This is a genomic window from Bradyrhizobium sp. B039, from assembly GCF_038965675.1.
GTDB lineage: Bacteria > Pseudomonadota > Alphaproteobacteria > Rhizobiales > Xanthobacteraceae > Bradyrhizobium > Bradyrhizobium diazoefficiens.
Genome location: NZ_CP152416.1, coordinates 3,649,488 through 3,670,902 on the forward strand (window position 1 = coordinate 3,649,488; position 21,415 = coordinate 3,670,902).

Genomic DNA, 21,415 nt, shown 5'->3' on the forward strand with positions numbered 1-21,415 from the left:
GGTAGATGGAGATTGGACCCATGAAGCTGACACGTAGGACTCTCATTAAAGCCGGTGCATCTGCGATCGCCTTCCCGACGATCATCAGCCGGGCGTCGGCGCAGGATGCCAAGCAACTGCATGTCGGCGTCTACAATTCGGCGCTCGGCAAGCTTATCCAGAAAGAGGTCATTCCCAAGTTCGAGGCCGAGTTCAAGTGCCGCGTCTTCACGATCGAAGGTGCGACGCTCTCCAACATCGCCGCTCTTCGCGCGACCCGCGACACGCCGCGCTTCAGCATGATGATGATGGACGACGTCGGCATTCCCCAGGCCAAGCAGGAAGGGCTGATCGACAAGCTCGACGCGAGCAAGATTCCCAATCTTGCGAAGGTCTATCCGCGCTATCTGTTCGAGGAGGATTATGGCGTCGGCTTCTCGATTTCGAGCGCGGCCATGTTCATCAATCCGCAGGTGACGAAGCCGCTCGAGAGCTACGAGCAGATCTTCGACGCCAAGTATCGCAAGCAGATCCTGCTGAATACGCCCAAGAACACCCAGAGCGTGCTGATGCTCATCGTGGCGACGGCGCTCACGACGGGCAAGCCGCTGAAGGAGGCGCAATACCTGGTCGATAGCGGCTGGGACAAGCTCGCAATGCTCAAGCCCAACGTCCTGACGATCTACGACAGCGAGGCGCAGGTGCTTCAGGTGGCGCAGGGGCAGGCGACCATCGGCGGCATCGAATATTCGAAGGCGATCTATCCGCACACGGCGAAGGGCATGCCGATCGACATGACCTTCCCCAAGGAAGGCGCGTTCACCGGCATCAACAGTATGACGCTGGTCAAGAATGCGCCTGAGCCGGAGCTCGCCTGTGCCCTGATCAACCGCATTCTGGAGCCCTCGGTCGCCAAGATGCTGTCCGAGCAGACTCTCAGCGCGCCCTCGGTGGGCGGTATCGACTTCAAGCCGGAGACGGCCAAGTTCCTTGCCTATCCCGACACCAAGGCAACCGATCTCGGGCTGTTCACGCCGGACTGGAAGTTCATCGTTCCGCGCCGCGGTCCGTGGCTCGAACGCTACAATCAGGTGTTCACGAGCTAAGGCAGGGTGCCATGAGGTCTTCCGAAGTCAGGCTTGACCGCCTCAGCAAGGAATACAACCGCACCGTCGCGGTCGACGATGTCTCGCTCACGATCGAGCCGGGCCACATGGTTGCGCTGCTCGGTCCGAGCGGATGCGGCAAGACGACCTGCCTGCGCATGATCGCGGGGCTGATCCGTCCGACATCCGGCGACGTCTTCGTGAACGACAAGAAGATGACGGACGTTCCGGTGCACCGCCGCAACGTCGGGATGTTGTTCCAGAACTACGCGCTGTTTCCTCACCTGACCGTCGAGGAGAACATCGCATTCGGTCTCGAGATGCGCGGGATATCCAAGGCCGCTGCCGCAAGGAAGGTGGGCGAAGCCCTCAATCTGGTCCAGCTGTCGAGCTTCGGGAAGCGCTATCCGGCGCAGCTCTCCGGTGGTCAGCAGCAGCGCGTCGCACTGGGGCGCGCCCTGGTGATCGAGCCGGCGATGCTGCTGCTGGACGAGCCGCTCGGGGCGCTCGACAAGGGACTTCGCGAAAGCATGCAGGTCGAGCTGCGTGCCCTTCAGCGCAGGCTCGGGTTGACCACCATCATGGTGACCCACGACCAGGACGAAGCCCTGACGATGGCCGACAAGATCGTGGTGATGCGCGATGGCAAGCTCGAGCAGGTCGGCTCGGCGACCGAAATCTACCAGCGTCCGGCCTCGAAATTCGTCGCGCAGTTCATCGGCGCGTCAAATCTGTTTAAGGGTCTCATCGAGCAGCGAAACGGAAGCGGAGCGGTCATTCGTGTCTCGCCCGAATTGAGCCTCCAGGTCGACCAGATTCCGCAATCGGCAAGCGACGTGATGGTCTCGATCAGGCCCGAGGCAATCGTGGTCGAGCGCGTTGGCCAGAGCACGACGGCGCAACGCGCCAATAGCGTGACGGCGCGTGTCGACCAGGCCATTTATCGCGGGTTTGTCAGTCACTACTACCTCAAGACGCCGAGCGGCGGCCAGATCATCGTGTTCGAGCAGAATCAATCGCAGCAAGCGGGACTTCGATACGCCGTGGGCGAGGAGGTTGTCGCGCGATGGGAGTCCCCGAGCAATCACGTCATTGCCCGTCACTGAAGCTCGGAACGAACGCGACGTCTCGCGGGCAATCGACATCCCTTATACCCGCAGACGAACATCGTCTTGGATCGGCTTGCGCCGCTTGGCTAGATCTAGGGGTGGCAGCGCCACGTGCGTTCGATCAGCGAGGCCCTTTTGTCGATTAATCAGCCCAACGCCCCTTTTGTCGGCACGATCGAGAAAAGTCCGAAGATCAGCCTGATCGGCACACTTGCAATGCTGGTTGAGGCACCGGGTGACTTCGACCTGGTCCAGCAGGGCCGCATCTGGGCCCTTGCGGATGCGGTTTCTACCTGGCCCAACGTCCAGGAGGCCGTCATCGGCGTCACCAATGTGATGCTCGTATTCGAGCAGCCGCCGGCGGATATCGGCATGCTCGGCGCCTCGATCGTCGAACTGTGGCATCGCGTGCCGAGCCGAAAGGCCGACGGCCAGCTCATCGAAATTCCCGTGATCTACGGCGGGGAGCTCGGCTTCGACCTGCCGGCGGTTGCGAGACGCGCCGGATTGTCCGAGCGTGACGTCATCAGGATTCACAGCGAAGGCGAATACACCGTGTGCGCCGTCGCGAGTTCGCCGGGTTTCGGATATCTCCACGGTCTCGATCCGCGCATTCACATGCCGCGCAAATCCGTGCCGTCGCTCAACATGCGGGCGGGCTCGGTGACGATCGGCGGGATGCAGACGGGCGTCGCGGTGCTGACAAGTCCGAATGGATGGAACGCGATCGGATGGGCATCGGTCACCATGTTCGATCCACAGAGTGAGCAACCGTCCCTGATGCTTCCGGGCGATCGCGTCAGATTCATAATCGATCGAGTCGAGCTGTGATCGAGATATTGACCAGCCCCGCCTTTAACACCATCCAGGATATTGGCCGCCACGGCGCGCGTCGTTTCGGCGTGAGCACGTCCGGCGCCATGGATCCCGTCGCGCTCGCCGCCGGCAATGCGCTGCTCGGCAATGAAGATGGTGCGGCCGGCATCGAGATTCAGACCTTTCCGTTCCGCCTGCGCTTCCAGACAGATACTACGTTTGCGCTCACTGGCGCCGATCACGACTCGACGCTGGCGGGATCAACCGTCCGGCCGTGGTGGTGCACGCAGGCAAGGGCGGGCGACGTTCTCGCGATCACCGCGCCGCGACGTGGCGCGCGGGTCTACACGGCGTTCGGCGGCGGCATCGATGTTCCGCGCGTGCTGGGCTCGCGTAGCACTCATCTGCGCGGCGGCTTCGGCGGGCTCGAGGGCCGTACCTTGCAGGCGGGCGACGTCGTGCCGATCGGGAGTTCGTCGCGCGGCAGCGTGGGCCGCTTCGACTTCGGTGTGGCGCCGCCGGATGTCGCGATTCCAGGCGCCGCTCCGGCGGATGACCGTGGGCTGCGGTTACGCGTCATGCGGGCCGGCGAGTTCGACCTGTTCTCGGAGGAGATGCGGGCGAGGTTCTGGTCGACGCGATGGAAGATCAGCGGCCAGAGCGACCGGGGCGGCTACCGTCTCACCGGCGGCAAGCTGACATTGGATGCGCCGGTCGAGATGCGCTCGCACGGCGTGGTGGCTGGCGTCGTGCAGGTGCCGCCGGCCGGCGAGCCGATCATCCAGATGAGCGACGCCAATACGGCCGGTGGCTATCCGAAGATGGCGGCCGTGATCCAGGCCGATCTCTGGCGCCTCGGCCAGGCGGCGCCGGGATCGTTCATTGCCTTCAGCGAGGTGAGCTACCAGGACGCGGTCGCGGCCATGGCTCCGGTCAACGACTACCTCGCGAAGTTGCGTGCGACCGCGGATCTCTATCGAGAGCTTTGAGTGGACGTCAACAATAACAAGAGCAGGGTACGAACATGAAAATCGGCATCAATTCGGACATGGGTGAAGGATTCGGCAATTATCGCATCTGCGACGACGAGGCGCTGATGAGCATCGTCTCATCGGCCAACGTGGCGTGCGGTTTCCACGCCGGCGATCCCATCATCATGGATCGCATGGTTCGCCTGGCGAAGCAGAAGGGGGTCGAGGTCGGCGCCCATCCGGGCCTGCCCGACCTTCTCGGATTTGGCCGCCGCGTGATTCAGATGGACGCCGCCGAGCTCGAGAAGCACATGGTCTATCAGATCGGTGCGTTGCAGGCGATCGCGGCCAATGCCGGCCACCGCGTGACCCATGTCAGCTTCCATGCTGCGATGGGCAACATGGTCAATGCGGACCCCGATATGGCTGATGTCGTCGCCCGCGCGATCGCGACCATCAATCGCGATTTCATCGTGTTCTCGCAGCCTGATGCCGAGATCGTGCGCGCCGCGCGCAAGGTAGGCCTGCGCATCCTGACTCTGTTCCTGGCTGATCGCGCATATGACGAGAACGGCCATCTGGTGTCCCGCAAGCTTCCCAACTCGGTCGTCACCTCGACTGAAGCCGTGGCGGAGCGGGTCAAGCGGTTCCTGGACAGCGGGACGGTGCAGACCATCGAAGGCAAGTCGATCAAGGTCGAGGCGCGCTCGATCCTGATCCACAGCGACACGCCCGGATCGGTCAACCTCGCCGGCACGGTGCGCCGCGTGATCGAGCAGGGCGGCGGCGAAGTCACGCCCGCAACTGTCCTGCTCAATTGATAGGGCTGCTCCCGGCCAGCGGGCGGATGCGCACAATCGGCGTGCCGTAGCCGACCGTTGCGCCAGGCTCCGCGATCACGGCATCGACGGTGCCGGCGGCCGGTGCCACGATGGGCGCATACAAGAGCCCGATCTTGACGAGGCCGACGACCGCGCCGGCCTCGATGCGTTGACCCTGTGCGACGAACGGCTTGTCCCGCCAGGGATGAGCCGCAAGGAAATGCCCTGCGACGTCGGCTTTGGCGATGACGGAATGGTCTGCAGCGGGGGCAGCAAGCGTCGGTGACGCGGCCATCCGCGGACCCGTGTCGACGACCAGCTTCAGGGACTGGCCGGGCTCCTCGATTTCGATGGTGTCGACGCCGGATTTTTCGAGGATTTGCGCCAGACGCGCGATGTCAGTCAGCTCGATCGGCATGTTCTGGTCTCCTCGACAAGGTGAACATTGGTCCTGAGCCGATCGAGATAGGCCGACATCTCGGCCTCGGCTGCCAGCGCATCGGTGTAAGCCGTTTGTTCGAACCGCAGCTTGCCGCCGAGCCGCGCCTGCCCGACACGCCACAAGTCGGCCCGGATCACGGTTGCGATCTTCGGGTAGCCGCCAGACGTCTGCGCGTCGCGCATCTGGATGATCGGCTGTCCGTTCGGTGGAATCTGGATGACGCCAGGGACGATGCCGTGCGAGCGCTTCTCGATCGGCACCTCCGGCTTCACGGTGGGGCCTTGCAGGCGGTAGCCGTAACGGTTGCTCTGCGGCGTGATCTTCCAGCTGCTGGACCAGAACAGCGCCTGCGTGGTGGCGTCGAACCCGTCATATTCGCCGGCAATCACGACCCTGACGACGGTCTCGTCCGGCGTAGCGTTCGGCCGCACCAGCGTGATCTCGGCGGGCTCGACCCCGAGCTCACCGATCGTAGCGGTGGATGCCGTACAGGACAGGATGTCGCCGGCCTGGAGCGGCCGTCCGTGCCAGCCGCCGAACTCGCCGCGAAACTGCGTGCTGCGTGAGCCCAGCACCATGGGCACGTCGATGCCGCCGCCGAATGTCAGATAGCTTCGCGCACCGCGGGGCATTGCCTTGACGGTCAGGATATCGCCGGTACGGGCGTGCGACCGCCACCATGGCGGGATCACGCGTCCGGCGATCTCCGCCTCGACATCGGCGCCCGTGAGCGCAAAGGCCATGTCCCGGCCGAAACGAAGCTTGAACGGCAGCATCGGGATTTCGATGCCGGCGGAGTTCTCGTCGTTGCCGAGAAGGATGTTGCCGGCCCGCAGGGCGACATCGTCCATCGCACCCGACGTGCCGACCCCAAAGCGATACTGATCGAAGCGGCCGAGATCCTGGACGCTGGCGGGCCCCGTGACTGACACAATCTCGATCACCGGATCACCCGTTCGATCTCGAAGCGGATCGTATCGCCCGGCGCGAGTGCGGCTGGCGTCGGCCAGGACGGATCGAAGAAGGTCCAGCTCGTATGCCCGATGGCGTGCCAGCCGCTCGGCCCGGGGGAGGCGGAGACACCGGTCTGCGATCCGCCGATCGAGACCCAGCCGCCCGCGGAGCGTTGCAGCGGCGTCTGACGGCGCGGCATGGTGATGCGTCGATCCATGCCGCCCAGATAGCAATAGCCGGGATGGCTGCCGAGCGCGAACACCGTGTAGAGCGGGGCGGCGTGGATCGAGACCACGTCGTCGACAGACAGGCCGCAATGATCGGCGACGGACTGAAGAGACGATCCGATCTCGCCGCCATAGGTGACCGGCAACCTGATCTCGCGCCCGCTGATCGTGAGGCCTTCCGCCGCGTCCCAACCGTCGTTGAGAGCGGCGATCAAGGCGTCCAGCTCGCGCGGAGGGGTAGCGAAGGTCAGCATCAAATTGGTGATGCCGGGAATGGCCTCGCGGATCCCTGGCCATTTCGATGCAGTGGCCGCCAGCGACCAGATGCGCCGCTGGTGCGGCAGGTCGAATGCGCCCGGTGCCTCGAACAGGAGGGCCGATGTCCCGAGCAGGCTGATCCGCGGTCGGTCCGGGGCCGTCATGGCGCGGCCGCCCGCGCATTCATCCAGTGCTCGAGATGGTGGATGTCGTAGCCGCCACGGCAAAACGCGGGATCGGCGAGGATCGCCTGATGCAACGGCACATTGGTTCGGATGCCTTCGGCGCGTAGCTCGGACAAGGCGACGCGCGCACGCGCCATAGCTTCCTCGCGGCTGCCACCATGAGCGATGAGCTTGCCGATCAGCGAGTCATAGTGCCGGGGAACGGTGGCGCCGGCGGTGATATGCGAATCGACGCGGATGCCGATGCCGCCGGGAACATCCCAGCGCGTCACCATGCCGGGCGAGGGAGCGAAGGTGGTGGGGTCTTCGGCATTGATGCGGAATTCAATGGCATGGCCTACACGTGCGATGTCGCCTTGCGCGATGCCCAACGGCTCGCCTTGCGCGATGCGGATCTGCGCCTTGACGATGTCGATCCCCGTCGTGGCCTCGGTGACGGGATGCTCCACCTGGACGCGCGTGTTCATTTCGATGAAGAAGAATTGGCCGTTCTCGTAGAGGAATTCGAATGTGCCGGCGCCGCGATAGCCGATCCGCCGGCAGGCTTCGACGCAGCTTGCGCCCACCCGCTCGATCAGAGCGCGATCGATGCCGGGCGCGGGGGCTTCCTCGACCACCTTCTGGTTCCTGCGCTGAAGCGAGCAGTCGCGGTCGCCGAGCCAGAGATGATTGTCATGCTGATCGCACAACACTTGAATCTCGATATGGCGGGGCTTTTCGAGGAATTTCTCGATGTAGACCGCAGCGTTCTTGAAGGCCTTGCTGGCTTCCGCGCGGGTCAGCGCCAGCGCGTCGTCCAGCGCGCCTTCGCTGCGCACGATCCGCATGCCGCGTCCGCCGCCGCCTCCGGCGGCCTTGATGATGACGGGGTATCCGATGTCCCGCGCGATCGCGTGCACCTCGGACGGATCCTCCGGCAGGGCGCTGTCCGGCCCGGGCACGCAAGGCACGCCCGCCAGCCGCATCGCGCGCTTGGCCGCGACCTTGTCGCCCATGGTCCGAATACAATCCGCCGGCGGGCCGATGAAGGCGAGGCCGGCGCGCGCGACCCGATCGGCGAACTCCGCACTCTCCGAGAGGAATCCGTAACCCGGGTGGATCGCCTGGGCGCCGCTGACCTCGACTGCGAGCAGGATCGCCGCAACGTTGAGATAGGTGCTGCTTGCCGGCGCCGGCCCGATGCAGAGTGCCTCATCGGCGAGTGCGACATAGCGTGCGTCGCGATCCGCCTCCGAGTGAATGACGACCGTCTTGAGACCCATCGCCCGACAGGCGCGCTGGATGCGAAGCGCGATCTCGCCCCGGTTGGCGATCAGGACCTTGTCGAACATCAGGATGAACCCGCCGGCCCAATCCGGAACAGAGCCCACCCGGCCTCGATCTCCTGACCATCCTCTGCGAGGATCGCAAGCACGACGCCGGGCGCCTCGGCGGCGATGTCGATGAAGGTCTTCATCGCTTCGATGATGCAGATCTTCTGCCCGGCCTCGATCCGCGTGCCGACCTCGACCAGCGGCGGCTCGTCCGGCGCCGCAGCCCGGTAGAAGATGCCATGCATCGGCGCCGGCACCACGATGTCGGCGGCAGCCTCGGGAGCTGGGCTGTCCGGATGATCGAGAGCAGGGGCCTCGACCGCTGCCCGGTTTGCAGGCGGACCCAGGGCCGCAGGCGCGCGCTTGAGGATGCGGATGCGGGTGCCGTTCTGCGTGAGGTCCAGCTCGGCGATGGAGGAACGCGTAACGAGATCGACCAGTTGTTCGATTTTGGAGAGGTCCACGGTCACGCTCCGCGTTGACGGCCTGTCGAGTTCGGGGCGTTCATGCGTCACTCGGCCGGCGGCCGGCTCTTCTGTGCAAAATTGAGGCCGCCGACGACCTGCTGGGTCGGCAGGACTTCCATGAAGGCAACATTCATGCGTGCCGGGGACCCAACCGCGAACGCGATCGAATTGGCGATGTCCTCGGGCTGGAGAGCATCATAATCGTCAAAGAAGCGGCGCTTGGCTTCGGCCAGATCACCCAGCAGCCGTCCGAACACTTCCGTCTCGACCCGGGCCGGCGATATCTCGGTGACGCGAACCCTGGTCCCGTAGAGGTCGACGCGCAGTTGCTGCGACAGCGAGTGAATGCCAGCCTTCGTGGCGTGATACACGGTGTTTCCGCCACCGAAAGCGTAGTGACCTGCGATCGAGGAGATGTTGACGACATGGCCGCGGTCGCGGCGCGCCATGCCCGGCACGATCAGCCGCGTCAGATGCAGGACCGCGCGCAAATTGACGTCGATGAGGGCGTCGACATCCTCTGCCGTCGTGTCCAGAATATTGCCGCGGCGGGACTGGCCGGCGTTGTTGACCAGGACGTCGAACTCAGCCGACTTCGCCAATGCCGCAAGCGCATTGAGGTCGCTGATGTCCACGGCGCAGGGGCGGCAACCGGTCTCCGCAGATAAGGCGCTGAGGCGAGCGGCGTCGCGGGCCACAGCGTAGACCTCGAGCCCTTCTGCACTCAGGCGGCGAACCGTCGCAGCCCCTATTCCGGAGGATGCGCCCGTCACCAGGGCCGTCCGATAGTCCGAAAATCCCATCCGCGAGGGCTCCTCTGCTACCGTCCAACCCGCTGGTGGCGTCGGCTGCAACGCGAGCGGCGGACGAGTTCAGCACTAGCTATAGGCCCCTCAGGTTCCCAGTGGTAAGAACAATTCCTTCTGATCCCATAGCTTCAGCCTATTGCTGCTGCATTGCTCCCTGCCTGGATATCCGGAGAGGCCGTATTGGATACGAAACGTTTGGAGGCCTTCATCAAGGTCGTGGATCTCGGCAGCATGACGAGCGCGGCGAAGGTGCTGAATGTTGCGCAGCCGGCACTGAGTCAGCACATTGCGAGCCTGGAGGCGGATTTCAAGTGCAAGCTGCTCGACCGCAGCGCCCGCGGGGTCAAGCCCACCGAGGCCGGACGAATCCTCTACCGCTATTCCAAGTCGATCCAGCGGCAGATTGAAGAAGCCAGGCGCACCATTCTGGACAACAAGCCGGAGCTGACCGGCAACGTCACGATCGGTCTGGCCCCGCTCAGTTCGGCGGCGTTGCTGGCGACCCCATTGCTCACGCAGATCCGCGAACGCTATCCCGGCATCGTGCCGCACATTTATGACAGCTCCGGGGTCATGCTCAGCGAGATGATGCTGAAGGGGAGCATGGACATGGCTGTCCTTTACGGCGAGCGCCCGGTGACCGGCCTCGATTACAAGCCGCTGATGCGCGAATACTTCTATCTTGTCGCGCCCCGCGGCATGTATCCGGAGCAGATGCCGCCGGAGGAGGTCTCGGCGGCGGAGGTCGCACAATTCGACCTGCTTCTGCCATATCGGGAATCCTTCCTGCGACAGACCGTGGAGCGCGTCTGCGCCGAGGTGGGCCTCCGCCCGCGCATCGTCGCCGAGATCCACTCCCAGTCGACCCTGTCTTCGGCGATTGCAGCCGGAGTGGGGGCGGCTGTGCTGCCCATGTCGATCGCAAAGGAGTTGCCGAACCTCGACGAACTCTGCATTCGGCGGATCAACGCGCCGTCGGCCTCGCAACAGATGTCGCTATGCATTTCCGACAATGCCGCGTTGTCCGACGCCGCATTCGCCGTCTACAAGATCCTGCTCGAGATCATCGTCAAGACCTGGGGGCCGTTCGAGGCCCAGCTCGGCTCGGTTGCCATCGCCTCGGGTGGCCCAGCGTCGCCTCCGGATGAGCCGAAGGACGAGCCATAACGAAACACGATGCGGCAATCCTAAAATCTGAATTTTCCGCCCAAAGGCGGTTGGTTATGGAGGTGTAACGGAGATCGCGACCGCAAGGAGGTTACCATGGTGCATGTAATCAGGACATTCGATCGGCCCGCCGCCGAGCTTGTCGAGCGCATCAAGAAGTTTCCTCCGTCCACCCTTCACGAAGCGCAGGGACGATCGGGTGCGCTGACCTTCCGCATCAAGCCGATCTATTCCGGGATGCGCGCTTGCGGACCGGCGCTCACGGTGAGCTGCCATCCCGGCGACAATATGATGTTGATCACGGCGATTTCGTTGGCAAAGCCGGGCGACGTGCTCGTGGTGAGCGCGGGCGAACATCCCGAGCAGGGCGGCTTCGGCGAGGTGCTGGCGACGGCCTGCGTCGCCAAGGGCATCGTCGGCCTGGTCACGGATGCGGGCGTTCGCGATGGCCTTGCCGTGCGCGACACCGGCTTCAACGTCTTCTCCTACGGCCTGTGCATGAAGGGCACCGTCAAGGAGACCCTCGGCACTATCAATCAGCCGATCGTCATCGGCGGGATCGCCGTCCGCCCCGGCGACATCGTGAGCGCCGATGACGATGGCGTCGTCATCGTGCCGAAGGAGAACATCGCCGACGTCTGCGTCAAGTCGGCGGCGCGCGAGGACAAAGAAGCCGACGTGATGAAAGCGCTGAAGGCCGGCGGGAACATCCTCGAGCTGTCCGGCATCGGCAAGGTGCTGGAATCCAAGGGCTGCACCTTCGCCTGAGCGATCAGGCGACGCAGGCGCGTAACAACAGGAAAACGAGTGTCAGCCATTCTCGGCTCGGGCGAGCACCGCTACCGCGTCGTCGACAATTGGGCGAAACTGCCGGATGGCTGGCAGCTCACCGACGTCGCTTCCGTCGCGGTCGACAGCCGCGACCGCATCTACGTCTTCAACCGCGGCGCCCATCCGATGGTGGTGCTCGACCGCGACGGAAATTTCCTGCGCAGCTGGGGTGAGGGGCTGTTCTCCCGCGCGCACGGCCTGCACATCGACGCCGACGACAACCTCTATTGCACCGATGACGGCGACCACACCGTGCGAAAGTGCACCACTGACGGCAAGGTGCTACTGACGATCGGTGTTCCCGAAAAGCCCGCGCCGTTCATGAGCGGCGAGCCGTTCCATCGCTGCACCCACACCGCGCTGTCCCCTAAGGGAGAGATCTACGTCTCCGACGGCTACGGCAATGCCCGCATCCACAAATTCACGCCGGACGGCAGACTGATCAAGAGCTGGGGCGCGCCCGGCACCGATCCCGGCCAGTTCAACATCGTGCATAATATCGTCACCGACGCCGATGGTTGGGTCTATGTCGCCGACCGCGAGAACCATCGCGTGCAGGTGTTCGACGGCAACGGTAAATACGAGGCGCAGTGGAACAATCTGCACCGGCCGTGCGCGCTGTGCTGTTGCGGTGGCGGCAAGAGCCCGACCTTCGTGATCGGCGAGCTCGGCCCTGCCATGCCGGTCAACCGCAAGGTACCCAATCTCGGCCCGCGGTTGTCGATCGTGGACGCCAAGGGCAAGCGTATCGCGCGCCTCGGCGGCGAGGATGGCCCCGGTCTTGCGAGCGGCAAATTCCTCGCGCCGCATGGCATTGCGCTGGATTCCAAAGGCGACATGTATGTCGGCGAGGTCGGCGTGACCGACTGGAAGACTAATTTTCCTGACGAGGACATGCCGACCGTGGTTCGCACCACGCGCTGCTTGCAGAAGCTGCAGCGCGTGGCGGAGGTGCCTCGCTAGAGGGCGATCTGGCTAGCCGATCATCGCTGGGGAAGGTTCGATTGGAGGCAGACGGCCGACGCATAAGTGCGGCATAAGAACGCGAATTATACTCACATCGCTCGATGAGTATAACCGAGCCGATCTCGTCAACCGGTATGCCAGGAAGATCCAGGATGCACGTTATGCGAGCGTCGCGTGCAATTTCGCATGTGTGTGCAAGGCCGTGTGCACCGAGACTCCGAAAGCCGATTTCCGCTTCCATTTTGTGCATATCGTCCTACAAGAACCGATCGGCGACAGCTTGATCAAAGCAGATTTTTCAATCACGCTTAGGATCGGTCGAAGTCAAAATATATCAATGAAATGAATGAATTAGATCGAAAATTCGCCACGGTCCCCATGATGGATTGGAGCGAGAGTTCAAGTTTTTCAATCGGTTAGAGCGCGGCGTGTGCACCGAGAGATCAAGAAAAATCTTACGACATCTAACCTGAGCAAGCGTGCTGAAGTGCGGGCGTAGGGCGCCCCTTTCTGGCGCCGCATTCGCGCAGCAGAACTTGCAGCTTAATAGATCAATGATGCGGAAACCTGGGATTGGAGCGGCTGACTCTTAATCAGAGGGTCCCAGGTTCGAGCCCACCAAATCAATAGCTTGGCGAGCAAAACCGTTTGAGCAGCTGATTTTTCAAACGGTTCTTTCTTGCGGACAACGCACTGCCGAGCAGGCGGGGACGACGTTGACCGGGCAAATGTCGCCTGGCTACATCCGATCGCCGTTCTCGACGTGGAAAGCCCTCAGCATCGCAAGACAGGCGCTCGTTGCAGCGCCCACTTCCAACGCGTTGGATACGGCGGCCGACAGTGCTTGCACGTTTGCGATCGTCACGGTGATGAAACCGGGCTTGGCAACCAGACCCGCTGCGACGGCCTCCGCGATAGCATGCTCGTTCGATGCATAGGAAAGGAGCTTAGAGTTCTGGTCGGCGGCAAGCTGGGCCGCATCAATGAGATGCTGTCCAGGCGCGCGCGCGTCGCCATCGGCCGGAAGGACCGCAAGCAGGTTCATCGCTTGCGACAAGCGTTCGAGAATGAAATAGCCGCCCTTGGCATCCGCGAGCACCTCGACGGGATGCGGCCGCTCGAGAAACTGTCCACCGAACTCACCGATATCCGGGTAGGTGAATCGTAGACCGCGTTGTGCGCGACGGTTCACGCGACGAAACAGCTCTTCGATGAGACTGCTCGTCAGGACGCAAGGTTTCAATTCGCCCGGCAATCCGTCATTCCAGCCAGCGGGCGTGGACACATAGGCGGTGGTTGCCGCCATCGCGCCTGCGCGCAGGAGCTGAAGGCCGCTCGACTTATTCTGCGGCATGAAGCCGAGCGCGACGGCGCCGCCGCGCTCGGCAATCCGCCGCATCGCTTCCGATATCACGTGCATGTAGGCGCCGCGGGCGGACTTGACCGGAAGCGACCACGCCGCCGTCAGGATTCCGGCCAGCAGAGTTCCGCCGTCGGGCGTGATCATTCGCCGATAGGAGATGCCCGTTCCAGCAATCGCAGCACCGTTCACCTCGGCGACGACGATATCGGCCGGCTCGGACAAGGATGACCGCGCAAAACACCACCGCCAGCGGCGCCCGTCGCCCCAATCGCCGAACGATCGGTTCAGGGCGGCGAGATGCTCGGCTTCAAAGCCTGCGGGGTTGATGCTGACCTTCACAGATCATTCGCCTTGCCAATGGATGCCTGCGGCAGCGCCGCAACGCAGCGCGCGGCAATCTCGCCCATGCTGGTCCACCAGAGGTCCTCGCCGACTGTCTCCAGGTAATCAAACACCGCATGCAGGTGATCGCAATATTCTTCGCCGAGCCCATCCAGCGCAACATAGGATCCGGCCCTCTTGATGACATGCGCCTTGATCGCAAGCAGACCACCGTGATCGATAATTGACCTTGCCCGGTCGATGGTCGACGTCGCCTGATAGTTGGTCGTGAAGTTCAACAATCCACCGGATATCCATTGTGGCGCGATCAGTGACGTACCGGTGAGCCCGCTCATACCGCTCCGCGCTTCACGATGCACGGCGCTCACGAGGTCGCGCGAGGAGCCGACGAAGGTCAGGCCGGCGTCCCGCATTGCCCTCGCAAGTCCATGGCTCAGGTACCAGCCGGGCGGCGACATTCCCGGCACGAACGCCAGGTTGGCGGCGTGAAAGATTTGGAAGATCCCCGCCAAACTGCGCCGGCATTCCTCCTCGCTCGCATCCAGATATTCGAGATGCGTGGGGTGCCGTCCGCGGTTGTGCGTGAGGCCGTGCAGCCCGATTTCAACCCTTGGCAGGTTCTTGAGGAATTCGATGAAGCGCGGAAACCTGTCGATGCGCATCGTGCCTTCGGGCAACGTATTCCATTCGCACCAAAGACGCCGCACACCGGGAATGTGCATCAGCAGCGGGTGCGAAACGGATGGGTGTTTTGCGCGCCAATCGGCCGTCACGAACAGAGTAGCGCGCAGCTTCGAATGAGCGGTCAGCAGGCGGATCAGAAAACGAAGCTGCCCATGGTCGAGGTCGCCGCCAGCCTCATAGCTGTCGCGAGAGGTACCGGGATGGACGTCGTCGATGGTGAACACGACGGCAGCCTTCTTGCCCGGCGGAAGCCAATCGGGAGGGATACCAGCCAACCCGCGTGCCGGCAGCCGTGCAAACGAAGTGCTCTCGCTTCTGTCGGGCGCGAAGGGGGGCAGGGAGGCCGGACGCACGGAAGTCACGGCATCAACCTCACTCGGCACTGTCGCAAACGGGCGGCTCAATCGGTGTCTGCTGCAGCGCCGCTTGTCCGGGTCCATTCGGCTGCAACCCGCGCCGCAGTTCCGCAAGCTTCCGCATCAAGCCCCAACCGGGGGAATGTTTGCCGAGCCAGGACACCGTCTGCTGGCGATACATGCGCAAATACATCGGCGCTTCGACCCATCGACGCGACGCGTGCAGGCCAGCGGTGACAAGTTGACCTCTGAGAGTCGAAAGATGACTTCTGACCCATGAGGTCAGCCGTTGCCGGTACATTCGCAGATGCATCGGCAATTCGATGTGCCAGCGCGCAAGGTGCAAGCCAGCGGTCACGCGACGATTGGCCCATCGGATTCGCAGCGGCAGCAACGTCCCGGGAGGAGGCCCGTACGGAAGCTGGTTCGCGATTGACCGCCAATACGTATCGAAGCTGAAGGTCGTATCGAGAATGCTCTTCAGGCGGTTGCGATGCGTCGGCCAGTGCGAGGTCATGTAAAAATCCCTGTGCGCGACGCGTAGTACGAACCAGGCAAGGATCGGGACGCCGATCGCACAGCGTGCAAGGCTCACCAGCGGATTGTAGAAGCGACGGCGTAGGACCGATCGTTCCGACCGGTACAATTGATCGAGATCGGCGCATGTGCGCGCCAGGCTGAAGCGCTCCCGGGCAAGAAGGCCACCGCTCGCGGCAAGCGCGCGAGCGCGCGGCCGGTCACACAGCATGTCGTTGATACCGCGCGCCAGGTCCGCAGGGTCGGAGGGACGCACGAGAATGCCCGTCTCGCCGTCGATCACGCAATCGACCATGCCGCAGACCGCAGTTGCAACTGTCGGGCATTCTACCATGAGGGATTCGATCACCCCGCCCACATTCTCATAGAGTGAGGCCTGAACCGCCACATCGGCGCCGCGAAGGATTCCGGCCGTGTCGCGACGAAAGCCGGTAAAGATGATGCTCTCGGAAAGGCCGAGATCCTGCACCAGGTGCCGCACCTCCTCCATGTAGGCGGTCCCAGGCTCCCCCCAGCCATTGCCCACGAGCACGACCTTGGTTTCCGGATGCTTGGCGAGAATAGCCGGCGTGGCCCGAACGAGGTCGACAAAACCCTTCGGGTTCTTTCCGCGTAGGACGGCGGGCACCCAGTCGTTATCCGACATTTTCGCATAGAAATAGGCGACCTTCACGACGATCTTGGTCGACGATGGCCAGCCATACTCCGCCCGCAGGTCGACGGCCGGGGTTTTGTCCGGATCGTACTGATCGTTGTCCGCGCCGTAGTAGATCACCGCGCGGCGCGCCGAGGCGACACCGAGACGGGCGAGGATGTCGTCGGTGTACTTGCATGATGCGATGAGACGCGTCTCCGTCCACCACGTCAATCGGTCCATCCAGAACGTCCGGGGCACTTCGAGATGGAAAGGCGAGGCATACATCGCAAGCCGCACCGGGACGTCGGCAAACCAGGCCGCGAACCGCGTCGCAATCATCGCAAACAGCAGATGCGACTGCACGACATCGAAGCGTTCCCGGCGCAGCCACCATGCAAGCCGCCAGACCGCCGCCGGCAGCCGCAGAACCGAAGCGACGCTATCATAGGCGCCGAAGCCCTCCTCGGCGTGAACCCGGATACCGGCTTCCTTCAGCATGTCGATCAAGGAGCCGTTCGAACCGCCCACGACCGCCGTGACATCATGTCCATAACGGTCTCGCAGCCACGACAACTGCTCCACGGCCCAGCGAGCGCCGTTGGTCGCCGAGACGAGGTGACAGACTCTCAACGACCCGACCTTGTCTCCACCGCCAGATGCGCGATTGATTGTTCGCATGGTCATCGGTCCCGCGCCTCGCTGTCTGGCTCGGCAGCAGAGCCGAGCAGGCGACGGAACTTGGCACGCAGACGCCTGCGAAGACCCCAGCCGAGCTTTTGTCGACCGACGAATGCATAGAAGCGGTAGAGCATCATCCGCCCGGCAAGCCTCAGTCGCGGAGCAATCGGCGCTGGAGGCTCGATCGTCACAGAGATGAACTGCTCGTTCGCGGGTGCGGCCGCGTAAGGCGCAGGAGCAGATGCAGTCCTGGATCGCAGCACCGCGTTGATCAGGCGCAGCATCAACCGGCGCAACGCGAGGAAGTGCCACGGCCGCCAACCGGCATCCCAGGCTGGCAGCAGATTGCTGTCGAACACCGTATAGCGGAACGCCAGGTAACCACCGACGAGGGCCCCACAAAACAACCGAAATGCGCGGCGAACGGAGCGGTAGCCGGCCGGTGCCCGTGCATACAGCCGCTGATAAAGCCGGTGCTCGTCCTCCACCGTCGTTCGCAGCGTAAACCTCTCGAGCATGCGCGCCCGGCCGTGACGGCCGAACTCCCTTGCGCGCGAGGGGGCGCGCAATAGTTCGAGAATCCCCCTTGCAAGCTCGGCCGGATCGGCTGGGCCGACCAACACGCCGGTATGGCCGTCGATGACACTATCGACGAGGCCGCCAACTCGCGTCGCGACCATCGGACATTCCATCAAGAGGCCCTCGATCGAACCTCCGAGGTTTTCGCTAACCGAGGCCTGAACGGCGACATCGAGCGATTTGAGCACGGCGGGAATGTCCGTGCGGTAGCCGGTGAAGACGACGCTATCGGAAAGACCGAGTTCGGCGACCAAAGCCTGCATCTTGGTCATATATTGCCGGCCGCCTTCCTCCCAGCCCGACCCGACCAACAACAGTTTGGCATTGGGAAACTCGGCGAGCACCGCAGGCATTGCCCTGATAAGGTCGACGTGGCTCTTGACCGGGCGCCCCTGCGCGGCCGGCGGCGTCCATCGGTTGACGCCGAGTTCGGGATAAAAATAAGCGACCATCCCGATCAGCGGCGTATCTGCTGCCCAGCCATGCTCGGCGCGCAAATCCGCGGCGACCTCACGCGACGGCTCGAACCTGGTCTCGTCCGGCCCGTAATAGATGACCTCGAGGCGCTGCTTGCGCACGCCCATTGACAGATACAGTGAACGGCTGAACTCGCAGGACGGGATGAGCGCGGTATCCATCCACTGCGTCGAGCCATCGATCCAGCTCGGCGTATAAGCCTCGAGATGGAATGGGCCTGCGATCATCGACAAGCGTACCGGGACATCGGCGAGCCAGGCCGCGATGCGACCGATCACCATGGAATGGAACAGGTGCGTCTGGATGATGTCGAAGCGCTCGCGCTCCAGAATACGCCCTAGGTCCAGGATCCGCTTGGGCAGTGCGAACAAATCGCCACCGCCGAGAAACTGGAAATCGCTCGCAAGGACGCGAATACCGGCAGCATTGAAGCGGTCGACGAGCGCCCCGCTGGTTCCGTTCAAGATGACGCTGACGTCGTACCCGAAACGATCCCTGAGATCCCGCACCTGCTCAAACACCCATGCCGCGCCTTCAGTCGTCGCCGCGATGTGACAGACGCGGAGCTGCCTCGTCGTCGGAGCCGGCATCGTGCCTTTGACCGACGGGCCATGCGCGATCTCGACGGCTTGCCGAGCGGAACCAAGAGTCGTCGTGCGAACAAGCGGCATGTTGCCAACTGTGTCATTTTCCATTACTCAGCACTACAATATTCATCCAAAAGTTTCCAACTGGCTCGGGTACAGCTCCGGCCCGACTCCGGGGAGCAAGTGAAAATTTGAACGCAAATGGCGCGGTACCTAGGATCGCTTGCGTAGGCGCCGGCGGGCACGGAAAGGTGGTTGCAGACGCCGCTCTATCGCTTGCGGGGCATAAGATCGTCGGATTCCTGGACGACAATCCGTCGCTATCGGGTCGTTCGATCATGGGACTTCCCGTGCTGGGGCCGATTTCGGCCTGGCGTGATCACAATATCGATGGCCTCATCCCGGCGATCGGAGCTAATCGCGCTCGGCGCGACATCATGCAGCGCGAGACGTCGCGAAACGCAAAGGCGATCACGATCGTTCACCCCCGTGCGACGGTGAGCACCTGGGCGGAGTTGAAGGCCGGCATCGTCGCGTTCGCCGGTGCCATCGTCAATGCGTATGCAAAAATCGGGCAGAACGTCATCATCAACACAGGTGCGATTGTCGAGCATGATTGCGAGATCGGCGATCACGCTCATGTGGCGCCGGGGTGCTATCTGGGCGGCGAGGTGAAAATCGGCGAGGGAAGTCTTCTCGGGCTGGGCAGCCGCGTCCTGCCGGGAGTGAGCATCGGAAATTGGTGCGTCATCGGGGCCGGCGCAGTCGTAACTGAGGATGTCGCCGATCATGCGACGGTCGTCGGAGTGCCAGCACGGAGAGTGCGATGAATGAGAAAGGCATTATCAGCACGCCGATGTCGCAGCCCGATATCACCGAGGGCGATATCGATCTCGTCGCACAGGTGCTGCGAAGCGGCCGGCTCAGCATCGGAGCCTATATCGAAGAGTTCGAGAAGCGCGTACGCGACTATGTTGGCACGCGATATGCCGTCGCGGTCGCCAGCGGCACGGCTGGCCTGCACCTGTGCATGCGGCTTGCCGGCGTGAAGGAGGGCTCGGAAGTCGTCACGTCACCCTTCAGCTTCGTCGCCTCAGCCAATTGCATCCTCTACGAGCACGGAACGCCGGTGTTTGTCGACATCGACGAAGACAGTTTCAATATCGATGCGGATGCGATCGACGCGGCGGTGAACGACCGGACGGTCGCAATCCTTCCGATTCATGTCTTCGGCCGTCCCGCGCGCATGGACCAGATCTGCCGCACCGCCGACCGGCGCGGGCTTGCCGTGATCGAAGACGCCTGCGAAGCGATCGGCGCGGAGTTCGACGGCCGCAAGGTCGGCGCGTTTGGGCGCGCATCCGTCTTCGCTTTCTATCCCAACAAGCAGATGACCACCGGCGAGGGCGGCATCGTAACCACCGACGATCCGCAATGGGATCGCGAGCTGCGAGCCTTGCGCAATCACGGACGCGCCGGCGACGAATGGCTGCAACATCATCAGTTGGGGTTCAACTACCGCCTCAATGAACTCAGTGCCGCGCTGGGTCTCTCGCAGATCTCGCGCCTCGACGACCTCTTGGACCGGCGAGCTGCGGTGGCAGCGGCTTACAACGATCGCCTGGCGCGCATCGCGAGCGTCAAGCCACTCAGTGCGGCTGCGAACACCACGCGGATGAGTTGGTTCGTGTACATCGTGCGGTTGGATGCTCGCCTGTCGCGCGACAATATCGCGTCGCGGCTTGCGGAACGCGGGATTCCGACGCGAAATTATTTCCCGCCGATCCATCTTCAGCCGTACTTCGCCGAGCGTTACGGCTACCAACGCGGCCAGTTTCCTGTGACCGAGCGGGTCGCCGCCAGCACGCTGGCTCTCCCCTTCCACACCAACATGCCGGAGCAGGCGGTCGACCACGTCTGTCGCGCGCTTCAAATGGCGATCGACCAGGAAACCCGTCGTTCAGCCTAGGAGGACTGCCGCGCAAGGTCGAGCTGCATCTCTTGCAGCACAGCGTCGATCTCACCCGCCGCTCGAATACGGCCCCGCTCCATCCACACGGCTTTGGTGCACCATTTCCGGCAGATGTCGAGATTGTGGGAGGCCAGCACCAGGATGTTGGCACGCTCGACAAAGGATTCGATCCGGCGTTGCGCCTTCGCGAGAAAGCTCGCATCTCCCGCCATAATCCACTCATCCATCAGGAGGATTTCGGGCGAGAAGCAGGTGGCGACGGCGAAGGTCAGGCGCGTCATCATGCCCGAGGAATAGGTTCGCACGGGAACGTCCAGATAGTCTCCGAGCTCGGTGAAATCGGCGATATCGGGGATATAGGATTCGATCTCGCCGGCACTCAGCCCCAGCAGCATGCCGCGCAGGCGGATGTTATCGTAGCCGCTCAGATCGCCGTCGATTCCGACAGCGATATCGAAGATCGGCGATATGCGACCGCACGACGTCGCGATCCCCAGCGTCGGCTCATAGACGCCGGCCATCACGCGTAACAGGGTGGTCTTGCCGGCGCCGTTGGCGCCGACGAGCGCAATGCGTTCGCCTGCGGCGATCGACAGGGAGACGTCTCTCAACGCCTCGACGACGATCCGCTCGTTCGCATCGCTGGCGAGCTGCCCGCCGGTTCCGTGGAACAGCAGGTGCTTCTTCAGCGAACGAGATCCACCCTGGTAGATCGGGAAGGACACGCTGACCTTCTCCAGCGTCACGAGCGGCTTGCCCCGAAGGCCGTCAAGCATTGCTGT

The 21,415-nt window shown here is 63.2% G+C and carries 21 protein-coding genes; 10 read left to right on the forward strand and 11 right to left on the reverse strand.

Annotated elements, in window-relative coordinates; translation table 11 throughout:
- Nucleotides 1-20 precede the first annotated feature (20 nt).
- The 5 genes from AAFG50_RS16930 (at nucleotide 21) to AAFG50_RS16950 (ending at nucleotide 4,802) form a co-directional block, all read left to right on the forward strand.
- Nucleotides 21-1,085 carry an extracellular solute-binding protein gene (locus AAFG50_RS16930; RefSeq protein ID WP_231166689.1) on the forward strand — a complete coding sequence of 355 codons (1,065 nt, stop codon included), beginning with the start codon at nucleotides 21-23 and terminating at the stop codon, nucleotides 1,083-1,085.
- Between the two features lie 11 nt (nucleotides 1,086-1,096).
- Nucleotides 1,097-2,191, forward strand: coding sequence for an ABC transporter ATP-binding protein (locus AAFG50_RS16935; protein ID WP_028170727.1), 1,095 nt, complete (start codon nucleotides 1,097-1,099; stop codon nucleotides 2,189-2,191).
- 114 nt (nucleotides 2,192-2,305) lie between these two features.
- Nucleotides 2,306-3,025 carry a 5-oxoprolinase subunit PxpB gene (gene pxpB / locus AAFG50_RS16940; protein ID WP_074077062.1) on the forward strand — a complete coding sequence of 240 codons (720 nt, stop codon included), beginning with the start codon at nucleotides 2,306-2,308 and terminating at the stop codon, nucleotides 3,023-3,025.
- On the forward strand, nucleotides 3,022-3,999 hold the full coding sequence (locus tag AAFG50_RS16945) for a biotin-dependent carboxyltransferase family protein (RefSeq protein ID WP_028170729.1): 978 nt from the start codon (nucleotides 3,022-3,024) through the stop codon (nucleotides 3,997-3,999). Before pxpB (AAFG50_RS16940) ends, AAFG50_RS16945 begins: the two co-directional genes overlap by 4 nt.
- A 35-nt stretch (nucleotides 4,000-4,034) precedes the next feature.
- Nucleotides 4,035-4,802, forward strand: a complete 768-nt coding sequence (locus tag AAFG50_RS16950) for a 5-oxoprolinase subunit PxpA (RefSeq protein ID WP_028170730.1) — start codon at nucleotides 4,035-4,037, stop codon at nucleotides 4,800-4,802.
- Here the strand turns inward: AAFG50_RS16950 and AAFG50_RS16955 are convergent.
- From AAFG50_RS16955 to AAFG50_RS16980, 6 genes are read right to left on the reverse strand one after another with little or no spacing between them, the layout of a single operon-like run.
- Nucleotides 4,795-5,220 carry an acetyl-CoA carboxylase biotin carboxyl carrier protein subunit gene (locus tag AAFG50_RS16955; protein ID WP_011086416.1) on the reverse strand — a complete coding sequence of 142 codons (426 nt, stop codon included), beginning with the start codon at nucleotides 5,218-5,220 and terminating at the stop codon, nucleotides 4,795-4,797. The two genes, AAFG50_RS16950 and AAFG50_RS16955, sit on opposite strands and share 8 nt — an antisense overlap.
- Nucleotides 5,205-6,188, reverse strand: a complete 984-nt coding sequence (locus tag AAFG50_RS16960; protein WP_011086417.1) for a biotin-dependent carboxyltransferase family protein — start codon at nucleotides 6,186-6,188, stop codon at nucleotides 5,205-5,207. The genes AAFG50_RS16955 and AAFG50_RS16960 overlap by 16 nt, the downstream gene beginning before the upstream one ends.
- Entirely contained in the window at nucleotides 6,185-6,847 is a 663-nt protein-coding gene (pxpB, locus tag AAFG50_RS16965; RefSeq protein WP_028170731.1) for a 5-oxoprolinase subunit PxpB, read from the reverse strand. Before pxpB (AAFG50_RS16965) ends, AAFG50_RS16960 begins: the two co-directional genes overlap by 4 nt.
- Nucleotides 6,844-8,199, reverse strand: coding sequence for an acetyl-CoA carboxylase biotin carboxylase subunit (gene accC / locus AAFG50_RS16970; RefSeq protein ID WP_011086419.1), 1,356 nt, complete (start codon nucleotides 8,197-8,199; stop codon nucleotides 6,844-6,846). Before accC ends, pxpB (AAFG50_RS16965) begins: the two co-directional genes overlap by 4 nt.
- The gene (locus AAFG50_RS16975; RefSeq protein ID WP_342714202.1) at nucleotides 8,199-8,645 is read right to left on the reverse strand and encodes a biotin/lipoyl-containing protein; all 447 of its coding nucleotides are present in this window, start codon (nucleotides 8,643-8,645) and stop codon (nucleotides 8,199-8,201) included. Before AAFG50_RS16975 ends, accC begins: the two co-directional genes overlap by 1 nt.
- 47 nt (nucleotides 8,646-8,692) lie before the next feature.
- Nucleotides 8,693-9,451, reverse strand: coding sequence for an SDR family oxidoreductase (locus AAFG50_RS16980; RefSeq protein ID WP_011086421.1), 759 nt, complete (start codon nucleotides 9,449-9,451; stop codon nucleotides 8,693-8,695).
- A gap of 186 nt (nucleotides 9,452-9,637) precedes the next feature.
- Between AAFG50_RS16980 and AAFG50_RS16985 the strand changes: the two genes are divergently transcribed.
- The 3 genes from AAFG50_RS16985 (at nucleotide 9,638) to AAFG50_RS16995 (ending at nucleotide 12,418) form a co-directional block, all read left to right on the forward strand.
- Entirely contained in the window at nucleotides 9,638-10,624 is a 987-nt protein-coding gene (locus AAFG50_RS16985) for a LysR substrate-binding domain-containing protein (protein WP_051000296.1), read from the forward strand.
- A 96-nt stretch (nucleotides 10,625-10,720) separates the two neighbouring features.
- Nucleotides 10,721-11,392 carry a 4-carboxy-4-hydroxy-2-oxoadipate aldolase/oxaloacetate decarboxylase gene (locus AAFG50_RS16990; RefSeq protein WP_011086423.1) on the forward strand — a complete coding sequence of 224 codons (672 nt, stop codon included), beginning with the start codon at nucleotides 10,721-10,723 and terminating at the stop codon, nucleotides 11,390-11,392.
- A gap of 39 nt (nucleotides 11,393-11,431) precedes the next feature.
- Nucleotides 11,432-12,418 carry a peptidyl-alpha-hydroxyglycine alpha-amidating lyase family protein gene (locus AAFG50_RS16995; protein WP_028170733.1) on the forward strand — a complete coding sequence of 329 codons (987 nt, stop codon included), beginning with the start codon at nucleotides 11,432-11,434 and terminating at the stop codon, nucleotides 12,416-12,418.
- A gap of 742 nt (nucleotides 12,419-13,160) precedes the next feature.
- On the opposite strand, the gene AAFG50_RS17000 is transcribed toward AAFG50_RS16995, so the two are convergent.
- The 4 genes from AAFG50_RS17000 to AAFG50_RS17015 all read right to left on the reverse strand — a co-directional run bounded on the left by AAFG50_RS17000 (nucleotide 13,161) and on the right by AAFG50_RS17015 (nucleotide 18,745).
- Entirely contained in the window at nucleotides 13,161-14,123 is a 963-nt protein-coding gene (locus tag AAFG50_RS17000; RefSeq protein WP_028170734.1) for a hypothetical protein, read from the reverse strand.
- Nucleotides 14,120-15,034 carry a hypothetical protein gene (locus AAFG50_RS17005; protein WP_161535470.1) on the reverse strand — a complete coding sequence of 305 codons (915 nt, stop codon included), beginning with the start codon at nucleotides 15,032-15,034 and terminating at the stop codon, nucleotides 14,120-14,122. The genes AAFG50_RS17000 and AAFG50_RS17005 overlap by 4 nt, the downstream gene beginning before the upstream one ends.
- A gap of 148 nt (nucleotides 15,035-15,182) precedes the next feature.
- Nucleotides 15,183-17,024, reverse strand: a complete 1,842-nt coding sequence (locus AAFG50_RS17010) for a glycosyltransferase family 4 protein (RefSeq protein ID WP_080667987.1) — start codon at nucleotides 17,022-17,024, stop codon at nucleotides 15,183-15,185.
- The gene (locus tag AAFG50_RS17015; protein WP_232675184.1) at nucleotides 17,021-18,745 is read right to left on the reverse strand and encodes a glycosyltransferase; all 1,725 of its coding nucleotides are present in this window, start codon (nucleotides 18,743-18,745) and stop codon (nucleotides 17,021-17,023) included. The genes AAFG50_RS17010 and AAFG50_RS17015 overlap by 4 nt, the downstream gene beginning before the upstream one ends.
- A gap of 167 nt (nucleotides 18,746-18,912) precedes the next feature.
- Here AAFG50_RS17015 and AAFG50_RS17020 point away from each other — a divergent pair, with 167 nt between their 5' ends.
- On the forward strand, nucleotides 18,913-19,491 hold the full coding sequence (locus AAFG50_RS17020) for an acetyltransferase (RefSeq protein WP_162185831.1): 579 nt from the start codon (nucleotides 18,913-18,915) through the stop codon (nucleotides 19,489-19,491).
- Nucleotides 19,488-20,630, forward strand: coding sequence for a DegT/DnrJ/EryC1/StrS family aminotransferase (locus AAFG50_RS17025; RefSeq protein WP_028170738.1), 1,143 nt, complete (start codon nucleotides 19,488-19,490; stop codon nucleotides 20,628-20,630). The genes AAFG50_RS17020 and AAFG50_RS17025 overlap by 4 nt, the downstream gene beginning before the upstream one ends.
- Here the strand turns inward: AAFG50_RS17025 and AAFG50_RS17030 are convergent.
- Entirely contained in the window at nucleotides 20,627-21,409 is a 783-nt protein-coding gene (locus AAFG50_RS17030) for an ABC transporter ATP-binding protein (RefSeq protein WP_011086432.1), read from the reverse strand. The genes AAFG50_RS17025 and AAFG50_RS17030 overlap by 4 nt on opposite strands.
- Between the last annotated feature and the right edge of the window lie 6 nt (nucleotides 21,410-21,415).